The organism is Streptomyces spiroverticillatus (genome assembly GCA_014650415.1).
Classification (GTDB): Bacteria; Actinomycetota; Actinomycetes; order Streptomycetales; family Streptomycetaceae; genus Streptomyces; species Streptomyces spiroverticillatus.
The window spans coordinates 114,236-132,280 of the sequence record BMUX01000007.1; the positions used below are offsets into that span (position 1 = coordinate 114,236).

The 18,045-nt window shown below is 71.4% G+C and carries 19 protein-coding genes; 9 read left to right on the forward strand and 10 right to left on the reverse strand.

Features of this window, described 5'->3' with window-relative positions; translation table 11 throughout:
• The first annotated feature begins 110 nt into the window (after positions 1-110).
• Both IE269_RS19945 and IE269_RS19950 read left to right on the forward strand, forming a co-directional pair.
• Entirely contained in the window at positions 111-368 is a 258-nt protein-coding gene (locus IE269_RS19945) for a gas vesicle protein K (RefSeq protein WP_401754930.1), read from the forward strand.
• The gene (locus IE269_RS19950) at positions 365-1,384 is read left to right on the forward strand and encodes a cation diffusion facilitator family transporter (protein ID WP_438817598.1); all 1,020 of its coding nucleotides are present in this window, start codon (positions 365-367) and stop codon (positions 1,382-1,384) included. The genes IE269_RS19945 and IE269_RS19950 overlap by 4 nt, the downstream gene beginning before the upstream one ends.
• Here IE269_RS19950 and IE269_RS19955 read toward each other — a convergent pair.
• Positions 1,362-2,879, reverse strand: a complete 1,518-nt coding sequence (locus tag IE269_RS19955) for a bifunctional phosphatase PAP2/diacylglycerol kinase family protein (RefSeq protein WP_189824402.1) — start codon at positions 2,877-2,879, stop codon at positions 1,362-1,364. The two genes, IE269_RS19950 and IE269_RS19955, sit on opposite strands and share 23 nt — an antisense overlap.
• Before the next feature lie 349 nt (positions 2,880-3,228).
• Here IE269_RS19955 and IE269_RS19960 point away from each other — a divergent pair, with 349 nt between their 5' ends.
• Both IE269_RS19960 and IE269_RS19965 read left to right on the forward strand, forming a co-directional pair.
• Positions 3,229-3,378 (forward strand): hypothetical protein, encoded by a 150-nt coding sequence (locus tag IE269_RS19960; protein ID WP_189824403.1) that lies wholly within the window; start codon positions 3,229-3,231, stop codon positions 3,376-3,378.
• A 1-nt stretch (position 3,379) separates the two neighbouring features.
• Entirely contained in the window at positions 3,380-3,640 is a 261-nt protein-coding gene (locus IE269_RS19965) for a DUF4235 domain-containing protein (protein ID WP_189824404.1), read from the forward strand.
• Here IE269_RS19965 and IE269_RS19970 read toward each other — a convergent pair.
• Positions 3,618-5,060 (reverse strand): MFS transporter, encoded by a 1,443-nt coding sequence (locus IE269_RS19970; protein ID WP_189824693.1) that lies wholly within the window; start codon positions 5,058-5,060, stop codon positions 3,618-3,620. The two genes, IE269_RS19965 and IE269_RS19970, sit on opposite strands and share 23 nt — an antisense overlap.
• A 152-nt stretch (positions 5,061-5,212) precedes the next feature.
• Between IE269_RS19970 and IE269_RS19975 the strand changes: the two genes are divergently transcribed.
• Positions 5,213-5,686 carry a MarR family winged helix-turn-helix transcriptional regulator gene (locus tag IE269_RS19975; RefSeq protein WP_189824405.1) on the forward strand — a complete coding sequence of 158 codons (474 nt, stop codon included), beginning with the start codon at positions 5,213-5,215 and terminating at the stop codon, positions 5,684-5,686.
• Between the two features lie 259 nt (positions 5,687-5,945).
• Positions 5,946-6,746 carry an RNA polymerase sigma factor SigF gene (locus IE269_RS19980; protein WP_189824406.1) on the forward strand — a complete coding sequence of 267 codons (801 nt, stop codon included), beginning with the start codon at positions 5,946-5,948 and terminating at the stop codon, positions 6,744-6,746.
• Positions 6,747-6,810: 64 nt separating this feature from the next.
• On the opposite strand, the gene IE269_RS19985 is transcribed toward IE269_RS19980, so the two are convergent.
• From IE269_RS19985 to IE269_RS20010, 6 genes are all read right to left on the reverse strand, one after another.
• Entirely contained in the window at positions 6,811-7,377 is a 567-nt protein-coding gene (locus IE269_RS19985; RefSeq protein ID WP_189824407.1) for a hypothetical protein, read from the reverse strand.
• Between the two features lie 30 nt (positions 7,378-7,407).
• Positions 7,408-7,851 carry a hypothetical protein gene (locus tag IE269_RS19990; protein ID WP_189824408.1) on the reverse strand — a complete coding sequence of 148 codons (444 nt, stop codon included), beginning with the start codon at positions 7,849-7,851 and terminating at the stop codon, positions 7,408-7,410.
• Between the two features lie 41 nt (positions 7,852-7,892).
• Complete coding sequence (locus tag IE269_RS19995) at positions 7,893-8,675, reverse strand: hypothetical protein (RefSeq protein WP_189824409.1); 783 nt, start codon at positions 8,673-8,675, stop codon at positions 7,893-7,895.
• Positions 8,676-8,754: 79 nt separating this feature from the next.
• Positions 8,755-9,333 (reverse strand): hypothetical protein, encoded by a 579-nt coding sequence (locus IE269_RS20000; RefSeq protein WP_189824410.1) that lies wholly within the window; start codon positions 9,331-9,333, stop codon positions 8,755-8,757.
• 54 nt (positions 9,334-9,387) lie between these two features.
• The gene (locus IE269_RS20005; protein WP_189824411.1) at positions 9,388-10,941 is read right to left on the reverse strand and encodes a phenylacetate--CoA ligase family protein; all 1,554 of its coding nucleotides are present in this window, start codon (positions 10,939-10,941) and stop codon (positions 9,388-9,390) included.
• 107 nt (positions 10,942-11,048) lie between these two features.
• A complete protein-coding gene (locus tag IE269_RS20010) occupies positions 11,049-12,548 on the reverse strand; it encodes a pyridoxal phosphate-dependent decarboxylase family protein (protein ID WP_189824412.1) in 1,500 nt (499 codons plus the stop codon).
• A gap of 955 nt (positions 12,549-13,503) precedes the next feature.
• Between IE269_RS20010 and IE269_RS20015 the strand changes: the two genes are divergently transcribed.
• Together IE269_RS20015 and IE269_RS20020 are read left to right on the forward strand one after the other, a co-directional pair.
• Entirely contained in the window at positions 13,504-14,832 is a 1,329-nt protein-coding gene (locus IE269_RS20015; RefSeq protein WP_189824413.1) for an aminotransferase class I/II-fold pyridoxal phosphate-dependent enzyme, read from the forward strand.
• A gap of 61 nt (positions 14,833-14,893) precedes the next feature.
• A complete protein-coding gene (locus IE269_RS20020; RefSeq protein ID WP_189824414.1) occupies positions 14,894-15,955 on the forward strand; it encodes an MBL fold metallo-hydrolase in 1,062 nt (353 codons plus the stop codon).
• 12 nt (positions 15,956-15,967) lie between these two features.
• Here the strand turns inward: IE269_RS20020 and IE269_RS20025 are convergent, their stop codons facing one another.
• Entirely contained in the window at positions 15,968-16,522 is a 555-nt protein-coding gene (locus IE269_RS20025) for a DedA family protein (RefSeq protein ID WP_189824694.1), read from the reverse strand.
• A 101-nt stretch (positions 16,523-16,623) separates the two neighbouring features.
• Entirely contained in the window at positions 16,624-17,397 is a 774-nt protein-coding gene (locus IE269_RS20030; protein WP_229898008.1) for an MBL fold metallo-hydrolase, read from the reverse strand.
• Positions 17,398-17,534: 137 nt separating this feature from the next.
• On the opposite strand from IE269_RS20030, the gene IE269_RS20035 reads away from it, so the two are divergent.
• A complete protein-coding gene (locus tag IE269_RS20035) occupies positions 17,535-18,002 on the forward strand; it encodes a hypothetical protein (RefSeq protein ID WP_229898006.1) in 468 nt (155 codons plus the stop codon).
• The last annotated feature ends 43 nt before the right edge of the window (positions 18,003-18,045 follow it).

Below are 18,045 nucleotides of genomic sequence, written 5' to 3' on the forward strand. Positions count from 1 at the left end.
CCGACCTGGACGAGGCGGTGGCCACCGGCAAGGCCGGCAACATCAGCCTCGGCTCCACCGGCGCCGCCCCGGCCACCACCGGTGACGAGGCCCGCCGCAAGCAGGTCGAGCTGGACGCCGACACCGTCGAGCGCGACCTCGCCAAGCTGGTCCTGACCGTCGTCGAGCTGCTCCGCCAGCTCATGGAACGCCAGGCACTGCGCCGTGTGGACACCGGCGAACTCACCGAGGACCAGGAGGAACGGATCGGCATGACGCTGATGCTGCTGGAGGACCGGATGGACATCCTCCGCGACAAGTTCGGCCTCAAGCCCGAGGACCTCAACATCGACCTGGGGCCCCTCGGACCCCTCCTCCCGAGGAACTGACGCCGGTGACCGAGACCGGTGGAAGCAGCGGCACACCTGCCGAGAGCGGGGCCGACCGCAAGACCCGCATCACGATCCTGGTGGCCCTCGGGGCCAACCTCCTCATCGCCGTCGCCAAGGCCGTCGGCGGCCTCCTCGCGTCCTCGCCCGCCCTGCTGTCCGAAGCGGCGCACTCCGTCGCCGACAGCATCAACGAGGTCTTCCTGCTGGCCGCACTGCGCCGCAGCCGCCGCCCCGCCGACCGCCGGCACCCCTTCGGCTACGGCAAGGAGCGCTACTTCTGGTCGCTGCTCGCCGCCGTCGGCATCTTCGTGCTCGGCGCCGGCTTCTCCTTCTTCCAGGGCATCGAGGCCCTGGTCAAACCGCCGGAGGCGGAGGCCACCAGCGGTTACGTCGCCGGGCTGATCGTCCTGTTCGTGGCGCTGGTCGCCGAGGGCACCTCCCTCGTGCGCGCCCTGTGGCAGGTCCGCAAACAGCCCGGCGAGGGGCTCGGCAAGGACCCGGCACTGCGCACCGTCGTCGCCGAGGACTCCACCGCCGTGGTCGGCGTCCTGGTCGCCATGGCCGGAATGATCGCCCACATGGTCACCGGCCAGGTCGCGTACGAGGCCGCCGCCTCGCTCACCATCGGCCTGCTCCTGGTGTACGTCGCCTACCGCCTCGGCTCCGACGCCCGCGCCCAGCTCATCGGCGAGGCCGTCGACCCGGAGCTGCGCGACGGCATCCGCGACCTGCTGGGCGAGCAGCCGGAGATCGACCGGGTGGCGTCCCTGCTGACCATGCGGCTGGGCCTGGAGTCCACCCTCGTGGCGGCCCGCATCGACCTGATGCCCGGCCTGGACAGCGAGCGCGTCGAGCTGGTCTCCGAACGCATCAAGAAGCACATACGGAAGACCTGGCCGGAGGCCGACCAGGTCTTCCTCGACGTGACCGAGGCCCCCACGGACGAGGACGCCGACGGCGAACTCGTCCCCGGGGACCGGTCGTCCGGAACTACAGAGCCGTCTGCACGGTAGGCAGCGGCCGGTACACCGTGAGCGCCTCGTCCGCCTTGTCGATCGTGAAGGCGGGCGGGGCCTCCGCCACTTCGCCGTCGAACGCCAGCGGCGTGCCCGGTTCCAGGCCCGCGATCCGCACCCGCCGCATCCGCCCCGCCGCGTGGAACGGCGAGCGGCTCAGCGGCCCCGACAGCGCCGCCAGCATGAGCCGCAGCCCGGGCAGCCGTCCGCCGTGCACCACGCGTACGTCGAGCAGTCCGTCGGCGAGGTCGAAGCGGCGGCCCGGGGTGGGCCCCATCCGCTGGTACAGGCCGTTCCCGGCGAACAGCATCCACATCCCGCGCTTCTTGCCGCGCACCTCGGCGTGCAACGGCCGTTCCCTGCGCAGCACTTCGTACGCGGCGAGCACCCCGGCGGGCCAGCCGCCGATGCGCGGCGACCAGTGCTCGCGGATGCGGACCATCTCCGGGTAGACGCCCAGGCTGAAGGTGTTGAGGAAGTATCCGGGGGAGCCGTCGGGGTTCGGCCCCGGCGTGAAGCGCCCCAGGTCCACCTTGACGGCGTCGCCCGCCTCCACCGCCCGGCAGGTGTCCTGCACGGTCTCGATGTTCAGGTCGTACGCGAAGTGGTTGAGGGTGCCGCCGGGGAACACCGCGAGCGGCACCCCGGCCTTGGCGGCGGCCACCGCGGCCCGGTTCACCGTGCCGTCGCCGCCGCACACCCCGAGCGCGCGGCCCTGCTCGACGGCCTTGTCCAGCTCGGCGCACAGGTCGTCGGGGTCCACCTCGCGGACCTCCGCCTCGGGCAGGGCGTCCCGTACGAGCGCGGCCTTGGCGGCGGCGCTGCCGGACGCCTTGTTGACGACGACCACCAGGTCGCGCCCGGCGGGCAGCTTGGGCGCGTCCGTGTGCGGGCGGCCGGGGGAGGGGAGCTGGTCCCGGGTCGGCACCAGACCTCGTACGGCAAAGGCGGCACCCACCCCGACGGCGGCACCCACCAGCACATCGCTCGGAAAGTGCACCCCGGTGTACACCCGGGACAGCGCGACGGCCGCCGCGACGGGCGCGACGGCCGCCCCCCACCCCTTGGACTCCAGCGCCACACCGGCCGCGAACGCGGCGGCCGACGCGGAGTGCCCGGAGGGGAAGGACGTGGTGACCGGCTGCCGCTTCAGCTGCCTGATCACCGGTACGGAATCCAGTACGGGCCTTATCCGCCGCACCGAGCGCTTGCCGACGGTGTTGACGGTCGCGGAGGCCAGGGCGAGGGAGGCCACCCCGCGCACGGCGGCGCGCCGGGAACGCGTACTGCCGCCGAACGCGGCGATGCCGGCGGCGGCGCCGAACCACAGCAGCCCGTGATTGGCGCTGCGGCTCAGCCGGGGCAGGACGTGGTCGGCGCCCGGCCAGTGGCGGGTGGCGACGGACCGGAAGACGGCGTGGTCCCGGGCGGTCAGCCAGTCGGCGATGCGGCCGGGGGCGCGGGCGGGGATTCTCACGATGGGCTCGGACATGGCACCCGCTTACCCTCCTCCCCCTGCCCCAACCGACCCCCTCGCTCCCGGCCCGCCCCCGGAATCTCCGACTCCGTCAACTGCCGCCCCCGGCAGGGGGTTTGCGGTCCCCGTCCCGGGGGACTCGTACGGCGGCCGCAAGGCCACCTTGGGATAGGGATGGGCTCCGGGCGCGGGCCCCGCAACCGTCAGGGACGGCGTGTGCGGGGGCCGCGCCCGGAGTGGGCCGCACCCGGTGGTACCCCCGGCAGGCCGGTTCCGGCCGACCTCGGCCCGCCGTGTTTAGCGGCTGTGGCCCGGGTCACCCGCACCCCACAGGCCCGTACCCATTCCACGGAAGGACAGGGCCATGGCGTTGCTGGCGGTGCTGCTGCCCATCTTCATGCTCGGCGCGATACTCGCGCTCGGAGCCTACGAGGACGTACTGCTCCCCCCGCCCCCGGCGGGCCCGGAGCGTGAACCGATGTCCCTGGACGTGATTCCTGGGGGGAAGGCCTGACATGGGCAAAGTGCTCTACAAGCCACTGGGCATGATCTTCGGCATGGCGGGCGGCATGCTCGCCGGGCTCGCCTTCCGCAAGACCTGGAAGGCGGTCACGGGGGAGGACGACGCCCCCGACGGCCTGGACCGGGACCGCCGCTGGCGCGAGATCCTGCCCGCCGTCGCCCTGGAAGGGGCCATCTTCGCCGTCGTGCGCACGTCGGTGGAGCGCGGTGGTGCCACCGCCGTGCGCAAGCTCACCGGGTACTGGCCGGGGTGAGCTCCGGCTCCGGGGCCACCGAGGAGGGTTCGGGAAGCGCGTGCTGCTCGTCCTCCGGGCGGCCCTTCTTCGGCAGCAGGAAAGTGATGGCGAGGAAGACGATCAGCAGGGAGGCCTGCACGATCAGCGCGTAGCGGTAGCCCGTCCCGAACTCGCCGGTCTTGGCCTGCGCGAAGAACACCGAGCCGAAGACGGCCACGCCGATCGAACCGCCGATCGACTGCACCGCCGACAGCACACCCGACGCCGACCCGATCTCGTCGTCGTCCACCGCCGCCAGGATGAAGCTGAACAGGGCGGCGATCACCATGCCGGCCCCGACTCCCGAGACGGCCACACCCGGCGCGACGTCCCAGACGGAGAAGTCCGCGAGGGTTCCGGCGCCGAGGCCCTCCAGCTCGTGCCAGAGCAGTCCCGCTCCCAGGAGCTGCACGAACGGGCCGATCTGGATGACCGCCCGCCCCAGCTTGTCCGCCAGGACGGCGCCGGAGACCGCGCCGCCGACCGCCGTGCCCAGCGCCAGCGGCAGATTGCCGAGCCCCGCCTCGCCGGCCGTGAAGTGCTGGCCGATCTGGAGGTAGAGGGTCAGGACCAGCTGCGAGCCGACCAGGCCGCCGAAGAAGAGGGCGATCCCGCCCAGCCCGACCGTGAAGGCGGGCTTGCGCAGCAGCGCCGGTGTCACCAGCGGTTCGCCGCCACGGGCGGAGGTGCGGCGCTGCTGGAGGGCGAAGAGCACGAAGCCGACGACGGACGCACCCATGCACAGCCAGGTCCACAGCGGCCAGCCGTCCTCCTGCCCCTGGTTGAGGGGCAGTACCAGCAGTGCGCAGGACACGGCGACCAGGAACGCGCCCAGCCCGTCGACCCTGACCTTCCGGTCGCCTTCCTTCTTCGGTACGAACTTCCACGCGACGGCGAGCGCCGCCAGGCCGATCGGCAGGTTGACCAGGAAGACCAGCCGCCAGCCCAGCCCGAAGAGGTCGGCCTCGATGAGGCCGCCGCCGAGGACGGGGCCGATGATCCCGCCCAGGCCCAGCACCGGGCCGAAGATGCCGAAGACCTTGGTGAGTTCGGGGCCGGAGAAGTTCTCCCGGAGCAGGCCCAGGCCCTGCGGCAGCAGCATCGCGCCCGCCGTGCCCTGGACGAGCCGGAACACGATCAGCAGCTCGATGTTCGGGGCCAGCGCGCAGAGCAGCGACGCGGCCGTGAAGGCGAACAGGCCGATCAGGAACATCCGCCTGCGCCCGTACCGGTCGCCGAGCCGTCCGCCGAGCACCAGGCCCGCGCCGAGGGTGAGCGCGTACCCGCCGATCACCCACTGGAGGCCGACGGACGTCGCGCCGAGCGACTTCTCCAGGGCGGGACCTGCGACGTTCACGATCGACGCGTCCAGGAGATCCATGATCTCCGCGACGATCATCACGGCCAGGATCAGCCAGCGCCACCGGTAGGGCGGCTTCTCGACGGTGGTGCCCTGGCTGTAGGCGCCCGTCTCGTTAGTACTCACAGCGTGTGTACCTCAGGATCTTGGTTATCAATATTCTTAGCAATATCGACAGTATCCTGATCCCCATGGATGTCCAAAAAGCCGCAGCCCCCCAGTCCGCCCCACGGGACCCGTCGGACGACATCCGTGCGCAACTGCGCGAGCTGACCCTCCGGCAGCAGCGCTTCGAGCGCTTCCTCGGCCGCAAGCTCCACGTCGACCCGGCCGGCCTCGCCGTCATGGACCACCTGGTCAACGTCGCCCCCACCACCCCCAGCGAGCTCGCCCGTCACCTGGGCACCTCCACCGCAGCCATGACCCTGGTCATCGACCGGCTCGCCGCCGGGGGACACGTACGCCGCGAGCCCCACCCCACCGACCGCCGCAAGGTCGTGGTCACCCCCGGTGAGGACTGGTCGGCCACCGCCTTCGAGTACGTCGCCCCGCTGATCTCCGGCATCACCGCGGCCACCGAAGAACTGGCCCCGGACGAGCGCGCGGTGGTCGCGCGTTTCCTCGCGCGCGCGGTCGCCGCGTACGACACGGCGACCTCCTCCTGAACCCCTGACCCCGGCGGTCGAACCGCTCCCGACGCCCGGATGTGCGCCGCGTCACAGATCCAAGTGCGCCCCGTTTGCCGTCAGTGCGCCAGGGCAGGCGAACCACGTGCTTCGGACCGGAGGCACGTCCGTGGGAGCGGTGGACAGTGCTCCGGACGTGTTCCGAGCGATCGGTACGGCATCCGGGCCCGGCTCTCCTGCTCCCCACGGTGACACCCATCCGTCTGCACCGTGACTTCAGGTTCCAGGGAGCAATCCGATGCGCACTCAGACTTCGCGCACCCGTCAGCGCCACCCGCACGACGACGCACCCGACACCACCGGGGCCTTCCGGCTCCTCGCCGACCTGCCGGACGGCCGCGAACGCGAGGCGATCCGGCAGGAGATCGTCAACGCGTGGCTGCCGATGGCCGAGCGGCTGGCCGGACGGTTCCGCAACCGCGGGGAGTCGCTGGAGGACCTGCGCCAGGTGGCGGCCCTCGGCCTGGTCAAGGCAGTCGACCGGTACGACCCGGAGCACGGCGCCGTGTTCGAGTCCTTCGCCGTGCCGACCATCACCGGCGAGATCAAACGCCACTTCCGCGACCACATGTGGACCCTGCACGTCCCGCGCCGCGTCCAGGACCTGCGCAACCGGGTCCGCACCGCGCACCAGGAACTCGCCCAGACCATGGTGGGCCGCTCCCCGACGGTCGCCGAGATCGCCGCCCAGGCCCGGATGACCGAGGCCGAGGCGCTGACCGGGCTCGAAGCCCTCGACTCCTTCACCGCGCTGTCCCTGGACGCCGAACTCCCCGGCAGCGACGACGGTTACTCGCTGGCGGACGCGATGGGCGGGCCCGACCCGGCACTCGACGTGATCGTCGACCGCGAGGCCATCAAGCCCGGCCTGCGCAAACTCCCCGAGCGCGAAAGGAAGATCCTCTACATGCGCTTCTTCCGCGACATGACGCAGAGCAGCATCGCCGAGGACCTCGGCCTCTCCCAGATGCACGTGTCCCGGCTGATCACCCGGTGCTGCACCCAGCTGCGGGCGCAGGCGCTGAAGGAAGCCGCCTGACGCCCGTACGGGGCGGGTGCGCGCGGCCCGTGCCGCGCGCACCCGCCCCTGTGTGCCGTACGGATCAGACCGCGAGCACCCGGATCGACGGGTGGTCGTAGGTGTTCAGGTAGAGCTTCTCGCGCGTGTCCTCCTGCTCCAGCTCCACCACCAGCCGGTAGTTGTACACCCCGGGCTTCGCGGTGCTCAGCACCGTGCCCGCCCAGTAGTAGTAGACCGGGGTGAACTTGTCCCGCATCCGGTCGGGGCCGCCGTAGATCTTCAGCTCGGTGAAGATCTTCTTCTCCGCCACGTCCTCCTCGTCACCGATCTCGGTGTCCAGGACCACGATGTTGTTGATCTTCGGCATGGGCGGCCAGGTGCCGTCCGGCCGCTTCTCCATGTCGATCGGCCGGATGATCCAGTTCAGTACCTGGCCCTGCTTGACGACGGTCTCCAGGTGCGGGGTGCCCTGGCCGGTGCCGCCCACGCTGTTGTCCATCATGTAGAGGGCGTTCTCCAGCGACTTCTCCTCCGTCGCCCGCTCCATGTTGACGATCGAGACGATGTTCAGCTGCACGGAGTTGAGCTGGCCCGGATTCTGCTTCTCCTGGTCCTGCTCCTGCACGCTGCTGCGCGTTGTGGTGCTCAACGTTCCTCCTTCAGGTCCGGTGGCCGGGCTCTAGCCGATCAGGAATGACGACTGGTCACTGGTGACCGGTTCGGTGCGGGTGCCCACCCGGTACCTGATCCGGTACGGGACCTCCTCGCCCGGCAGGCTCTTCACGGTCGCGGTCCAGTACGAGACGTCCGTCCCGGGGTAGACCTTGCGCACCGGCTCGGCCACCGCCGGGTCGATCTCGATGCCGTCGATGGCGACGTACGCCTCGCACTCCAGGGCCAGCGGCGACCACAGGAGCGTGTCGCCCGCCTTGACCTTGGTACGCAGCTGCTCGGTGCCGAACCCGGTCGATCCGGCGGTGCGGTTGGTGTCGTACAGGTAGACGTGGCCCCTGGTGCTCAGGGACGCCAGCACGCCCACGGCGTCCACGACCGCGCTGATGGAGATCGGCCGCTTGTTGGTGATGCGCGGGGTCGTCGTCCGCGGCTTCGCCTTGGTGGTCATCTGCTCCTCCTCTTCCGGTGGTTGGGGGTGGTGTGCGCGCACTAGGAGAGGGGCAGCAGGCCCAGGCCCGCGCCCGTGAAGCCGTTGCGCTTGGGCTCCGAGGTGATCCGCAGCCAGGACTCGCAGGTCAGGTTGACCGGCTCCCAGAGCGCCTCGGTGCCCGACTCGACCAGCTTGTGGAGCTGGATCTTCATCGTGTAGGCGTACGTCCCCGGGCGGGAGGTGTCGACCGTCGCCGACCAGTACCAGCCGTCCGTGACCAAGTCCGGCGAGCCGTACTCGGCCGGATAGATGATCTTCTCGTCCACGGCCTCGCCGTAGATGTCGGTGATCACCGGGGCCGGGTAGCTGTGCGCGGCCGAACTGTCGGCGGGCACCACCTTGCCGGTGAGGTCGAGGATCTTCGCGGCGGCCGGACCCCGGTTGCGCCGGTTGGACTTGACCCGGGTGCCCACCGACCGCTGGATCTGGGCCAGGTCCGCCGAGGGGTCGGCGCCCTGCCCGGCCGGCCGGTTGACCAGGGCCTCCAGATCGGCGAGCGCCTTCTGGTCGGTCTGCCGGGCGCGCTCGACCTCGTAACCGCGCGGCACCGTCGGCGGAAGGGAACCCAGGCTGTACGGAAGCCAGTTGAGCACCTGCTCGCTGGCCTGCGAACCGTCGCTCCAGTAGGAGCCGTTGATCGCGGTCACCAGCTTGCCGGTGCCCTCGTTCTCGGAGCCCTGGAGCTTCATGTTGTCGAAGAGATAGGTGTTGTCCTCCAGGGACTTGGCCTCCAGTGCGTTGCCGACGTCCACGAGCACGATGATCGCTAACTGCTGGGGCATGAGCCCGCCTTCCTCGCCTGATGCTGTGCTGCTGCGGTTGCGGTGGGTGTGGCGCGCGCGACTGTCGCGGCCGGTGCCGTCACTGCTGCGGGGTGGTGGCCACCAGTGCGGCCGACTCGACCGTCAGGGTGCTGCGCGGGCCCTCGTACATCTGGAGTTCCAGCCGGTACTTGAGCGGGGTGCCCGGGGTCAGGTGGTAGGGGACGACGCCCGACCAGACGGCGAGCTCCAGGTTCTCGTACGTCTCCTTGTGGCCGTTGGCCTGGTGCGCGACGTCGCCGTTGTCCCGGTCCTGGGCCAGGCCCTGCGACGATCCCGACGACCGCCGGGACTGGGGCCGCTGGCCCGGGTGCTGCTGCTGGGCGGACTCGTGCGGGCGGTGCGCCGCGCCGTTGCCCCGGTGACTGGTGTCGTCGTCCTGGCCGACGAAGGTGATGCTCTTGATCTCGACCGGCGTCTGGAGGTCCACCGCCAGCGCGGTCCACTGGACCGTCTGGCCGGGGGCGACGACGGTCTCCAGCTGCGGGGTGCCCTGGCCGCGGCTGTCGTACGGGCCGTCGTCGATCAGGCACAGGTTCCCGTTGCCGAGGGTGCCGTCCGAGAGGGCGCCGATCACGTCCACCACGGCGACGATGTTGACCTTCTGTTTCACTGCCACTGTTGCCACTCCTGTCACGTGCTGCGGGAGTTGTCTCTGCTCGCCGGGCGGGCCCTAGCCGCGGTCGCGGACCAGGGGGACCTTTCCGACGTCGGTGCGCTCGATCTCGGCCGACATCCGGTGCACGAACTTGATCTGGAACTGGTAGCCGGTCTTTTCGATCGAGGCGGGATTCGCCTCCCCGTGGTTGAACAGCGAGAGCGACCGGGGGAGGGAGTTGAGGAAGGTCTGCCGGACGCCGTAGGGGCCCAGCGCCGTGTCCAGGCTGTAGGTCACCCCGGCGACGTCGTCCACGGAGGCCAGGAACACCAGCGTCCTGGACTCGCGGTGGTTCACGAACTGCACCTCGTGCGCCAGCGCGTCCAGGTCCACCCCGGTGCTCGCCCGCAGCTCGTCGCGCAGCGACTCGTACGCGCGCGCCGCCGAGTACTGGCTGTCGTTGAGGTGCAGTACGTCACCGGTGCGGCCGGCGAACTCGAACTGCTGGGTCTTCAGGCCCGCCCCGTCCAGCCGGGGCCGGCGGATCATCCGGTCGCCCAGCTTCAGGCGCAGCAGCGGGGTCTCGTGGGCGTGCAGCCGGGTGACGACCAGCTCGCCCTCCTCGCCCTCGGGCACCCACCGGCCGTCGGCGTCGACGATCTCGATGAAGTGCAGTCCGGGCACGGAGGCCAAGTACGGGGATTCTTCTGAGAGTTGGAGGCCGATGGTCTCCGCCTGGGTGGCGGCGAAGTAGCTGAGGATGGCCAGGTTCGGGTACATCGCCCGCAGCTCCGCCCGCTTGCGCTGGGCCAGCACCCCGCTGCCGTACAGCGCGACCCGGAAGCTCTCCTTCGCCTCCTGGCTCATTCCGGCGCCCAGGTCGCTGAGGATCGCGATGCCCGCGGTGATGCCCATCAGGGCCTTGGGGCCCGGGTAGGAGAACATGTGCTCAAGGACCGGGGCCGTGACCGGGCCCGCGCCGATGTAGTTGATGCCGGGGACGTGGCTGAGCACGCCGCCGACCATGGTGCCGCTGCTCCACATCTGGTAGTCGGCGAGTGTCGTCATCAGCCACTTGGGACCGATGCCGGGCAGGTACTTGCCCAGCTGGTAGGTCCCCATGAAGTCGCCCGCGATGCGGTACGTGTCCTCCAACTCCCGCAGTGAGTAGACCACTTCGAGCGGGCGTCCGCCGCTGGTGCCGCCGCTGGCCACCACCTCGAACCCGCCGTGGTGCAGCGGCACCACCATGCCGGGCCGCTCGTCCATGAAGAAGTCGCGCTGCACGTCCTTGTCGGAGAGCGGGACCTGCTGCCAGTCGCGGTACGTCGCGGGCGCACCGGTGATGCCCGCCTCGGCGAGCCGGGCGCGCCACAGCGGGTTCAGCCGGGCGGTGTGCACCTGCTGCTGGAGACGGCGCAGCACCAGCGCGTCCTGCACGGTGTGCGGCAGCTCCGGGTAGGGGGTCTGGTAGGCCTGGGCCGCCTCCACGAGCTTGCCCGCGAAGGTGGGCAGGGCGCGTACGGCGCCGACCGACTGGGGGTTCCACTCCCAGTCCGGAATCAGTCGCATCGCCAGTGCGGTGGCCTCGTCGGTCGATATCCGAGGCAGCGGAGAGATCGTCGTCATACGTGAGGTCCCTTGCTCGAACGGTGTGCGGCCGGGTTGTGGTGCGGCCGTGGGGAGTCGGCCCGGCGTGCGGCCGTGGGGAGAGCGACCGGGGACGCGTGTCCCGGTCAGCCGTGGAGCAGCTCTTCGCCGACCTTGCGGATCTCGTTCAGCAGCATCCGGAAGTGCTCGACGGTGATCTGGTGGTTCATCATCACGACGCGGAGTGCGGCGACCCCGTCGACGTTGACCTTGGAGAGGAAGAAGTTGCCCTGGCGCTTGATCCGGTTGCGGATCGCGACCTGGAGGCGGTGCGTCTCGTCGGCCCTGATCAGGTCGGACGGCCGGTAGCGGAAGCACAGGATGTTCGACTCGGGCCGGTGCAGGGCGTCGAAGTCCGGTTCCTGCTCGACGACCTGATGGGCCTGCGCCGTCAGGTCGCAGAGGTAGTCGATCTTCTCGGCGAAGAGCGCCCGGCCGAACACGGACCACAGCGTCCACAGCGGCATGATCATGGGCCGCTTGGTGCACTCGAAGTTCTTGCTCCCGCTGTCGAGGTCGGTGTAGATGTCCGGCTCCTCGTCGAACACGTAGCTCGCCTGCTGCCGGAACGCACCCTGTCCCTTCTCCCCGTTCCGGTAGAAGAGCAGCGTGCAGGGCGCGGGGACGAACAGCATCTTGTGCGCGTCCCAGGTCAGCGAGTCGACCTTCTCGATGCCCTTGAGCTTGGCGCGCTGCTTGTCGGACACCAGCAGGCTCGCCCCGTGCGCGCCGTCCACGTGCAGCCAGATGTCCTTGCGGCGGGCCAGGTCGGCGAGTTCGCCCAGCGGGTCGAAGGCGCCGAGCGAGGTACTGCCGGCGGACGCCACCAGGCAGAACACCTTCAGTTTGCGGCTTTCGGCCGCCTGAAGGACGTGCGGCGCCTGCTCCATGCAGATCTGCTTGGCGTCGTTCAGCGGCAGTTTGACCAGCTGGTCCTCGCCGATGCCGAGCACCCCGGCGGCCCGGGAGACGCTGTAGTGCACGTCCGCGCCGACCGCGATGGCCGGACGCGGCCGCCCCGCGACGGCGGAGCCGCCCTCGGCCCAGTAGTCGGGGTACTTGTCGTTGCGCGCGGCCAGCAGCGCGGTGAGGTTGGCCAGCGAGCCGCCGGAGGTGGTGACCATCGTGAAGCGGTCGGGGTCGAAGCCGATGAACCGGTTGAGCTCGCCCGCCATCAACTGCTCTGCCACATTCGGGAGTTGGGCGGCCTCGTAGAAGGACGACGGCTGATTCACGACGGAGCTGACGAAGTCCACCACGCCGGACAGGGGCACCACCCCGGAGAACTGCCGGCCCATGTAGCCGGGCGAGTGCACCGGGATTCCGGTCCGGATGTAGAGGTCCAGGATCGCCCCGAGCCGCTCCTCGTCGAAGGGATTGACCTGATCGCTGTCCGGAGCCATCAAGGCTTGTGCCGCCCGGGTGAGAGCGGCGGGCCTGATGAGTTCGAGACCCCTGATGGAGAGGTCCGACAAGTGCTTTTCCAGCCTGCCGAGGGCCGATTCGGAGTTCTCCCGGAACAGCTGCGGGTCGAAAGCTTCGAGCAGTAATCCGGCAGCGGGTTCCTCTGACCGGGGCTGCGTCATGGCGGCCTCCTTGGGAAAGGGCGCTATGCCCATTGCGTGGTCTGTTTCCGGGCATGGGGAGAGGACGTCCGGAAAGCATGGCGAAAGGAATGGGCGGGCCGCGTCGAGAATTCGCACAGGGGAGTTCCGAACCTCTTGCCAGGGCCCGCGGGAATTGTTTCCAGGGCGTGCGGGTGCTGCCCGCGCACGGCTGGTCGGGGCCTGCGCGCGGTCCTGAAAAGCTCTGCCGTCCGAACGCGGCACACGGTAAGTCCTGCCTGGTGGCCGGGTTCCTCGTGGGACGTGGCCGGCCGCGGGTCGGGGACGGTCAACGCCTCCCGGACAAGGATCCGCGTTCGGAGAATGTGGTGCCGTATACCAGCAACTGCCCCCCTCGGACACACGTGGTCCACTGCGGCGAAAGAAATTCTGCACACCGCCCGGTTTCTCCCCAGTAACCGGGCGGGATGCAGAGCGCACTCGATTTCGTGCGACCTGCTACGCAATGTTGTCGCTCTCTTACAGAACTGACAATAGGTCCTGGGGTTCCGCCTGGGCGCGGTGCACGTGCAGATGTCCTAAAAGCATGCGCGGCGTTGGTCCGAACCTACCTGCGGTACGTGCCAGCGTCACAGGTCAGGGCCTTTCCGTCGTTGATCGAAAATCACCGTGCGAGCGGCGCGGATGTCTGTTTCCGGCAGTCGGGGCAGGGGGCTTCTCGGCCGAACGGCGCAAAGTCGTATCCCATTCCGGATCGCGAAATGAAGCCCCGGTTAATCAAGGGCGAGGCGGGGCGCACGAGGTGGCGGGGGAGAGGCTTCGCGGCGCCCGGCCGGTGCCGGCGGGAGGCGGGTGCGGGAGGCGGCTGCGGTGCGGGCACGAGAGGCGGGCCGCCGCAGAGCTACGTATAAAGGGCAAAGGGGTCAGGGCGGATGTCCTGGCGACGAGAACCCGGCACCCGGCGGAGGTTTCAGGCATGCAGCGGACGGCTCCCGAGGACCCCGCGCGCGCCGGAGCACACCGCCCCGCGAAGGACGGCACCGGAGCGGACCCGGTACCGGTCGCAGCGGCCCTGGGCCCCGCCGCCGAGCGGGGCCGGGTCCGGCACGGGCCGCCCGCCCCCGACCCCGGGCTGCCCGTCCTGCCGGAACTCGCCGCCGTCCTGGCCGCCGCCGCGGGCCGCACCGTGTGCGAACCGCCCGGCGGGGGCACCGCCCTGCGCGCCGCGGCCGTCGGGCACTGGCGGCGGCGCGGCATCGGCGTGGACACCGACGGTGTGGTCGCCGCCCCGGGCGGACCGCCCCTGCTGTTCGCCCTGATGGCCGCCGCCGGCGGCGATGTGCTGCTGCCCCGGCCCTGTCCCGCCTGGTGGGCCGCCCAGGTGCGGCTGCTGGCCGGGGTCCGCACCTCCTTCCACGTGCCCACCCCGGCCGAGTGCGGCGGCGTGCCCGACCCGTACGCCCTGCTGGAGACCGTCACCCGGATACGCGCCGAGGGCGGCCGGCCCCGGCTCCTGCTGCTGTCCGTGCCCGACGACCCGACGGCCACCCTCGCCCCGCCCGAGACGGTGCGCGCCGTCTGCGAGGTGGCGCTCGCCGAGGGGCTCACCGTCGTCAGCGACGAGACCTGGCGCGACACCGTGCACCGGCCCCGCGAGACGGTCTTCTTCAGCCCGGCCGAGATGTTCCCCGACCACGTCGTGGTCCTCAGCGACCTCGCGGGCGCCCTCACCCCCACCAGCTGGCCCGTCGCCGTCGCCCGGGTGCCATCCACCGCGGCGGGCACAGCCCTGCGCGCCCGCGCCCTCGACGTCCTGGCCGCGCTCGGTGCCACCGTCCCCGCACCGGTCGCGGAGGCCGCCGCGTACGCCCTGCACGACCCGGAACCCGTCGTCGAGCGCGCCGCCGCCGCTGCCGCGATGCACGCCCGCGTCCAGCACGCCGTGCACCGGGCGGTCCTCGACGCCGGAGCCCTCGCCCGGCCCCCGGTCGCCGGACGGCACCTCTACGCCGACCTCGGACCGCTCCGCGAGGGCCTCGCCGAGCACGGCGTCACCGACTCCATGGAGCTGGAGGAGTACCTCACCGCCCGCCTGGACACCCCCGTCCCCGGCGGCCACCGCTTCGGCGACTCCCTGGGCGCCCTGCGCGTACGCCTGTCCACCGCACCCCTGCTGGGAGCAACCCCCGCACAGCGCACGGAGTCCCTGACGGCACGGGACCCGCTGGAACTGCCGCATCTGGAGCAAGCGTTGAACCACCTGACAGCGGCCCTCGCCGAACTGGGCCGTGCCCGCCGTCCGTGAACAAGCGCACCTGAGCCGACGCAACTGTGCACCGCTGTACGCCACCGAACGGAGCCTCTCGATGACGGAACAGACCGAACTCACCGACCCTCCGGAACGCTCCGCGGGCCGCACCCCCGGCGGCCTGGCGGAACGCCCCCGCCCGACCGCGCCCACCCCCCTGACCCGCCCCGTCGGCGAGGTCCGCACCGCCCCCTGGCCGCGCACCTTCGCCGACCGCCTCACCGCCCCGCTCCCGGGCGTACGGGCACTGGCCAGGCTCGCCCGCGAGGGCGCCATCCGGCCCGGCCGGGACGGGCTGCGCGACATCTCCCGGCTGCCGTACGAACCCGGGCCGCTGCCCGTCGTCGACGCCGCCACCGTCGCCGTCACCTGGGCGGGGCACGCCAGTTGGGTGGTCCGCATCGGCGGGCTCACCGTGCTCACCGACCCGGTGTGGTCCCGGAAGATCCTCGGCACCCCGCCCCGGGTCACACCGGTGGGCGTGCGCTGGGAGGACCTGCCGCCCGTCGACGCTGTCGTCATCAGCCACAACCACTACGACCATCTCGACGCGCCGACCCTCAAGCGGCTGCCCCGCGACACCCCGCTCTTCGTCCCGGCCGGAGTGGCGCGCTGGTGCCGCCGCCGGGGCTTCACCAGGGTCACCGAGCTGGACTGGTGGGAGGGCGCCGAACTCGGCGGCGTACGGCTGGACTTCGTCCCCGCGCACCACTGGAGCAAGCGCTCCCTGACGGACACGTGCCGCACGCTGTGGGGCGGGTGGGTGCTGTCCGACGGGGGCGGGCAGCGGGTGTACTTCGCGGGGGACACCGGGTACGGGCACTGGTTCCGCGAGATCGGGGACCGCTACCCCGGATTCGACCTCGCCCTCCTGCCCATCGGGGCCTACCACCCCCGGTGGTGGCTCCAGGACGTCCACATGGACCCGGAGGAGGCGGTCCGCGCCTGTGCCGACGTCGGCGCCCGCCGGATGGCCCCCATGCACTGGGGCACCTTCGTCCTCTCCGCCGAACCGGTCCTCGAACCCCTGACCCGCGTCCGCGAGGCGTGGGCCGCCTCGGGCCGCCGCCGCGAGGATCTCTGGGACCTGGGCGTCGGAGCCTCGCGGGTGCTGTCCTGAGCCCAGGGCCCGTCAGGCCGTGCCCCGCACCCTGCGCCAGAGCGACGGGACGCCGCTGATCAGCAGCGTCACCGCGATCGCCGCCGCCACCCCCTCCCAGGGCCGGGAGAAGAGGGTGCCGCCGAGGATGCCGATCAGTTGGTAGGCCGCCGCCCAGGCGAGGCACGCCGGGACGTCGCCGCGGGCGAACCTCCCGATCGGCATCTTCGCCAGCAGGCACGCCAGCATCACCGGAATCCGGCCCGCCGGGACCAGGCGGGAGAGGGTGAGGACCTTCGAGCGGTGCTCCTCCAGCTTGCGCTGAGCCTGTTCCAGACGCTGGTCCGGGGCCCGCTTGCGCAGCGCGTCCAGCCACTTCGAGCCGTGCTCGGAACGGACGCCCCGCACACCGAGCCAGTACAGGGCCAGGTCGCCGACGAAGGCCGCGGCCGCCGCGACCAGGAAGACGACGAGCAGGGAGAGCGCGGGGATGCTCTGGTGCAGGGCCACCACGGCGGCCGTGCTGACCAGTGCCCCGGTGGGGACCACCGGGACGAGGGCTCCCAGCACCACCAGCGCGAAGAGCATCGGGTAGCCGACCGCCTGCTGGGTGGCCTCCGGAGGGACCTTGACGTCCACCACCTGCGCCGCGTCCAGCACCCACTGCGCCGACGCCCATCTCGCACCGCTCACCGGGCGTCCTCCGTCCGCACGCTCTCGCCGTGCTCCAGCCTGTGCACCGCCACCTTCGGCGCGAGCACGGCAGCCTTGCGTACGAACTCGACTCCCGGCGCGTGGAACTCGTGCGGCCGCACCCCGTCCAGGCCGATCGGCCAGTACGTCCCGTAGTGCACCGGCACCGCGTGCCGGGGGTCCAGCGCCGCCAGGGCCTGCGCCGCGCGCCCCGCGTCCAGGTGGCCCTGGCCCAGGTTCGGGCCCCAGCCGCCGACCGGGAGCAGGGCGGTGTCGATCGGCCCGACGGCCGAGGCCATCGTGTCGTACAGGCCCGTGTCCCCCGCGAAGTAGGTCGCGGACGCGCCCTCGACGACGTACCCCAGTGCGGGACAGCGGTGCGGGCCGATCGGGAGGCGGCGCCCGTCGTGCTCGGCGTGGACCGCGCGGACGGTCAGGGGGCCGACCCGCAGGGACTCGTCCGGGGACAGCTCCGCCGTGCGGAAGCGGCGCAGCGCCGGGACCGCGCGGACCGCCCCGCGCGGCAGCACCACGAGCGAGTCCGGGGCGAGCCGGGACAGCGAGGGCAGGTGCAGGTGGTCGGAGTGCAGGTGCGAGATCAGGACCGCGTCGGCGCGGGCCGCCTCGGCGGTGGGCAGCGCGCCCCTGCGCCGCCGCAGATGCGCGAAGCGCCGTACGAACAGCGGGTCGGTGAGCACTCTCACCCCGGAGTCCTCGACCGTGCAGGTGGCATGACCCCACCAGGTGATGACCGTTCCCGCGCTGCTCACAGTGATGCGCACTCCTCTCCCGACGTCCGATCCACCCTACGGCGCTCCCGGAGGCGCACCGTGCCACCCGTGCGCGCCTCCTGCCGCCCGGGCGATCGGAGTAGGGTCGTCCGCGACAGCGGCGAAGGGGACGGGTCATGGGCGAGGCGCGCACGCACTCCACGGAAGCGGCCGCTCCGGCCCCCGGGGAGGCCGCGCCCCGCAGAGACGTCCGGGTCGCCGTCATCGCCAGCCTCACCCCCCTCGAAGAGCTGGACCGCGACCCCTTCCTCGTCGACACCCGCAGCCAGCACGCGATGTGCGCCCGCTGGGCCGCCGACAAGGGCTACGTCGTCATCCGCCAGCTTGTCGTGCACTCCCTGCCGCACGACCACCGCGCCCTGTGGACTGACATCGACGCCGGGCACGTCGACTTCTTCGTCACCGCCAACGAACGCGTCCTGCACCGCGCCGTGCGCTCCGTCGCCGACTTCTTCGCCGAGTGCGAGCGGCGCGGCGTCCGGCTGGAGACCGCCGGGCTCGACGAGCCCGTCTACAGCGCCACGATGAAGGCCGAAGTGCACCGCAGGCTCTCCATGCCGACCGCCGGATACGACGGCTGCTGAGGTCCCCGCCACCGGGTGTTGTGTCCCGTTGTGTCTGGGTTGA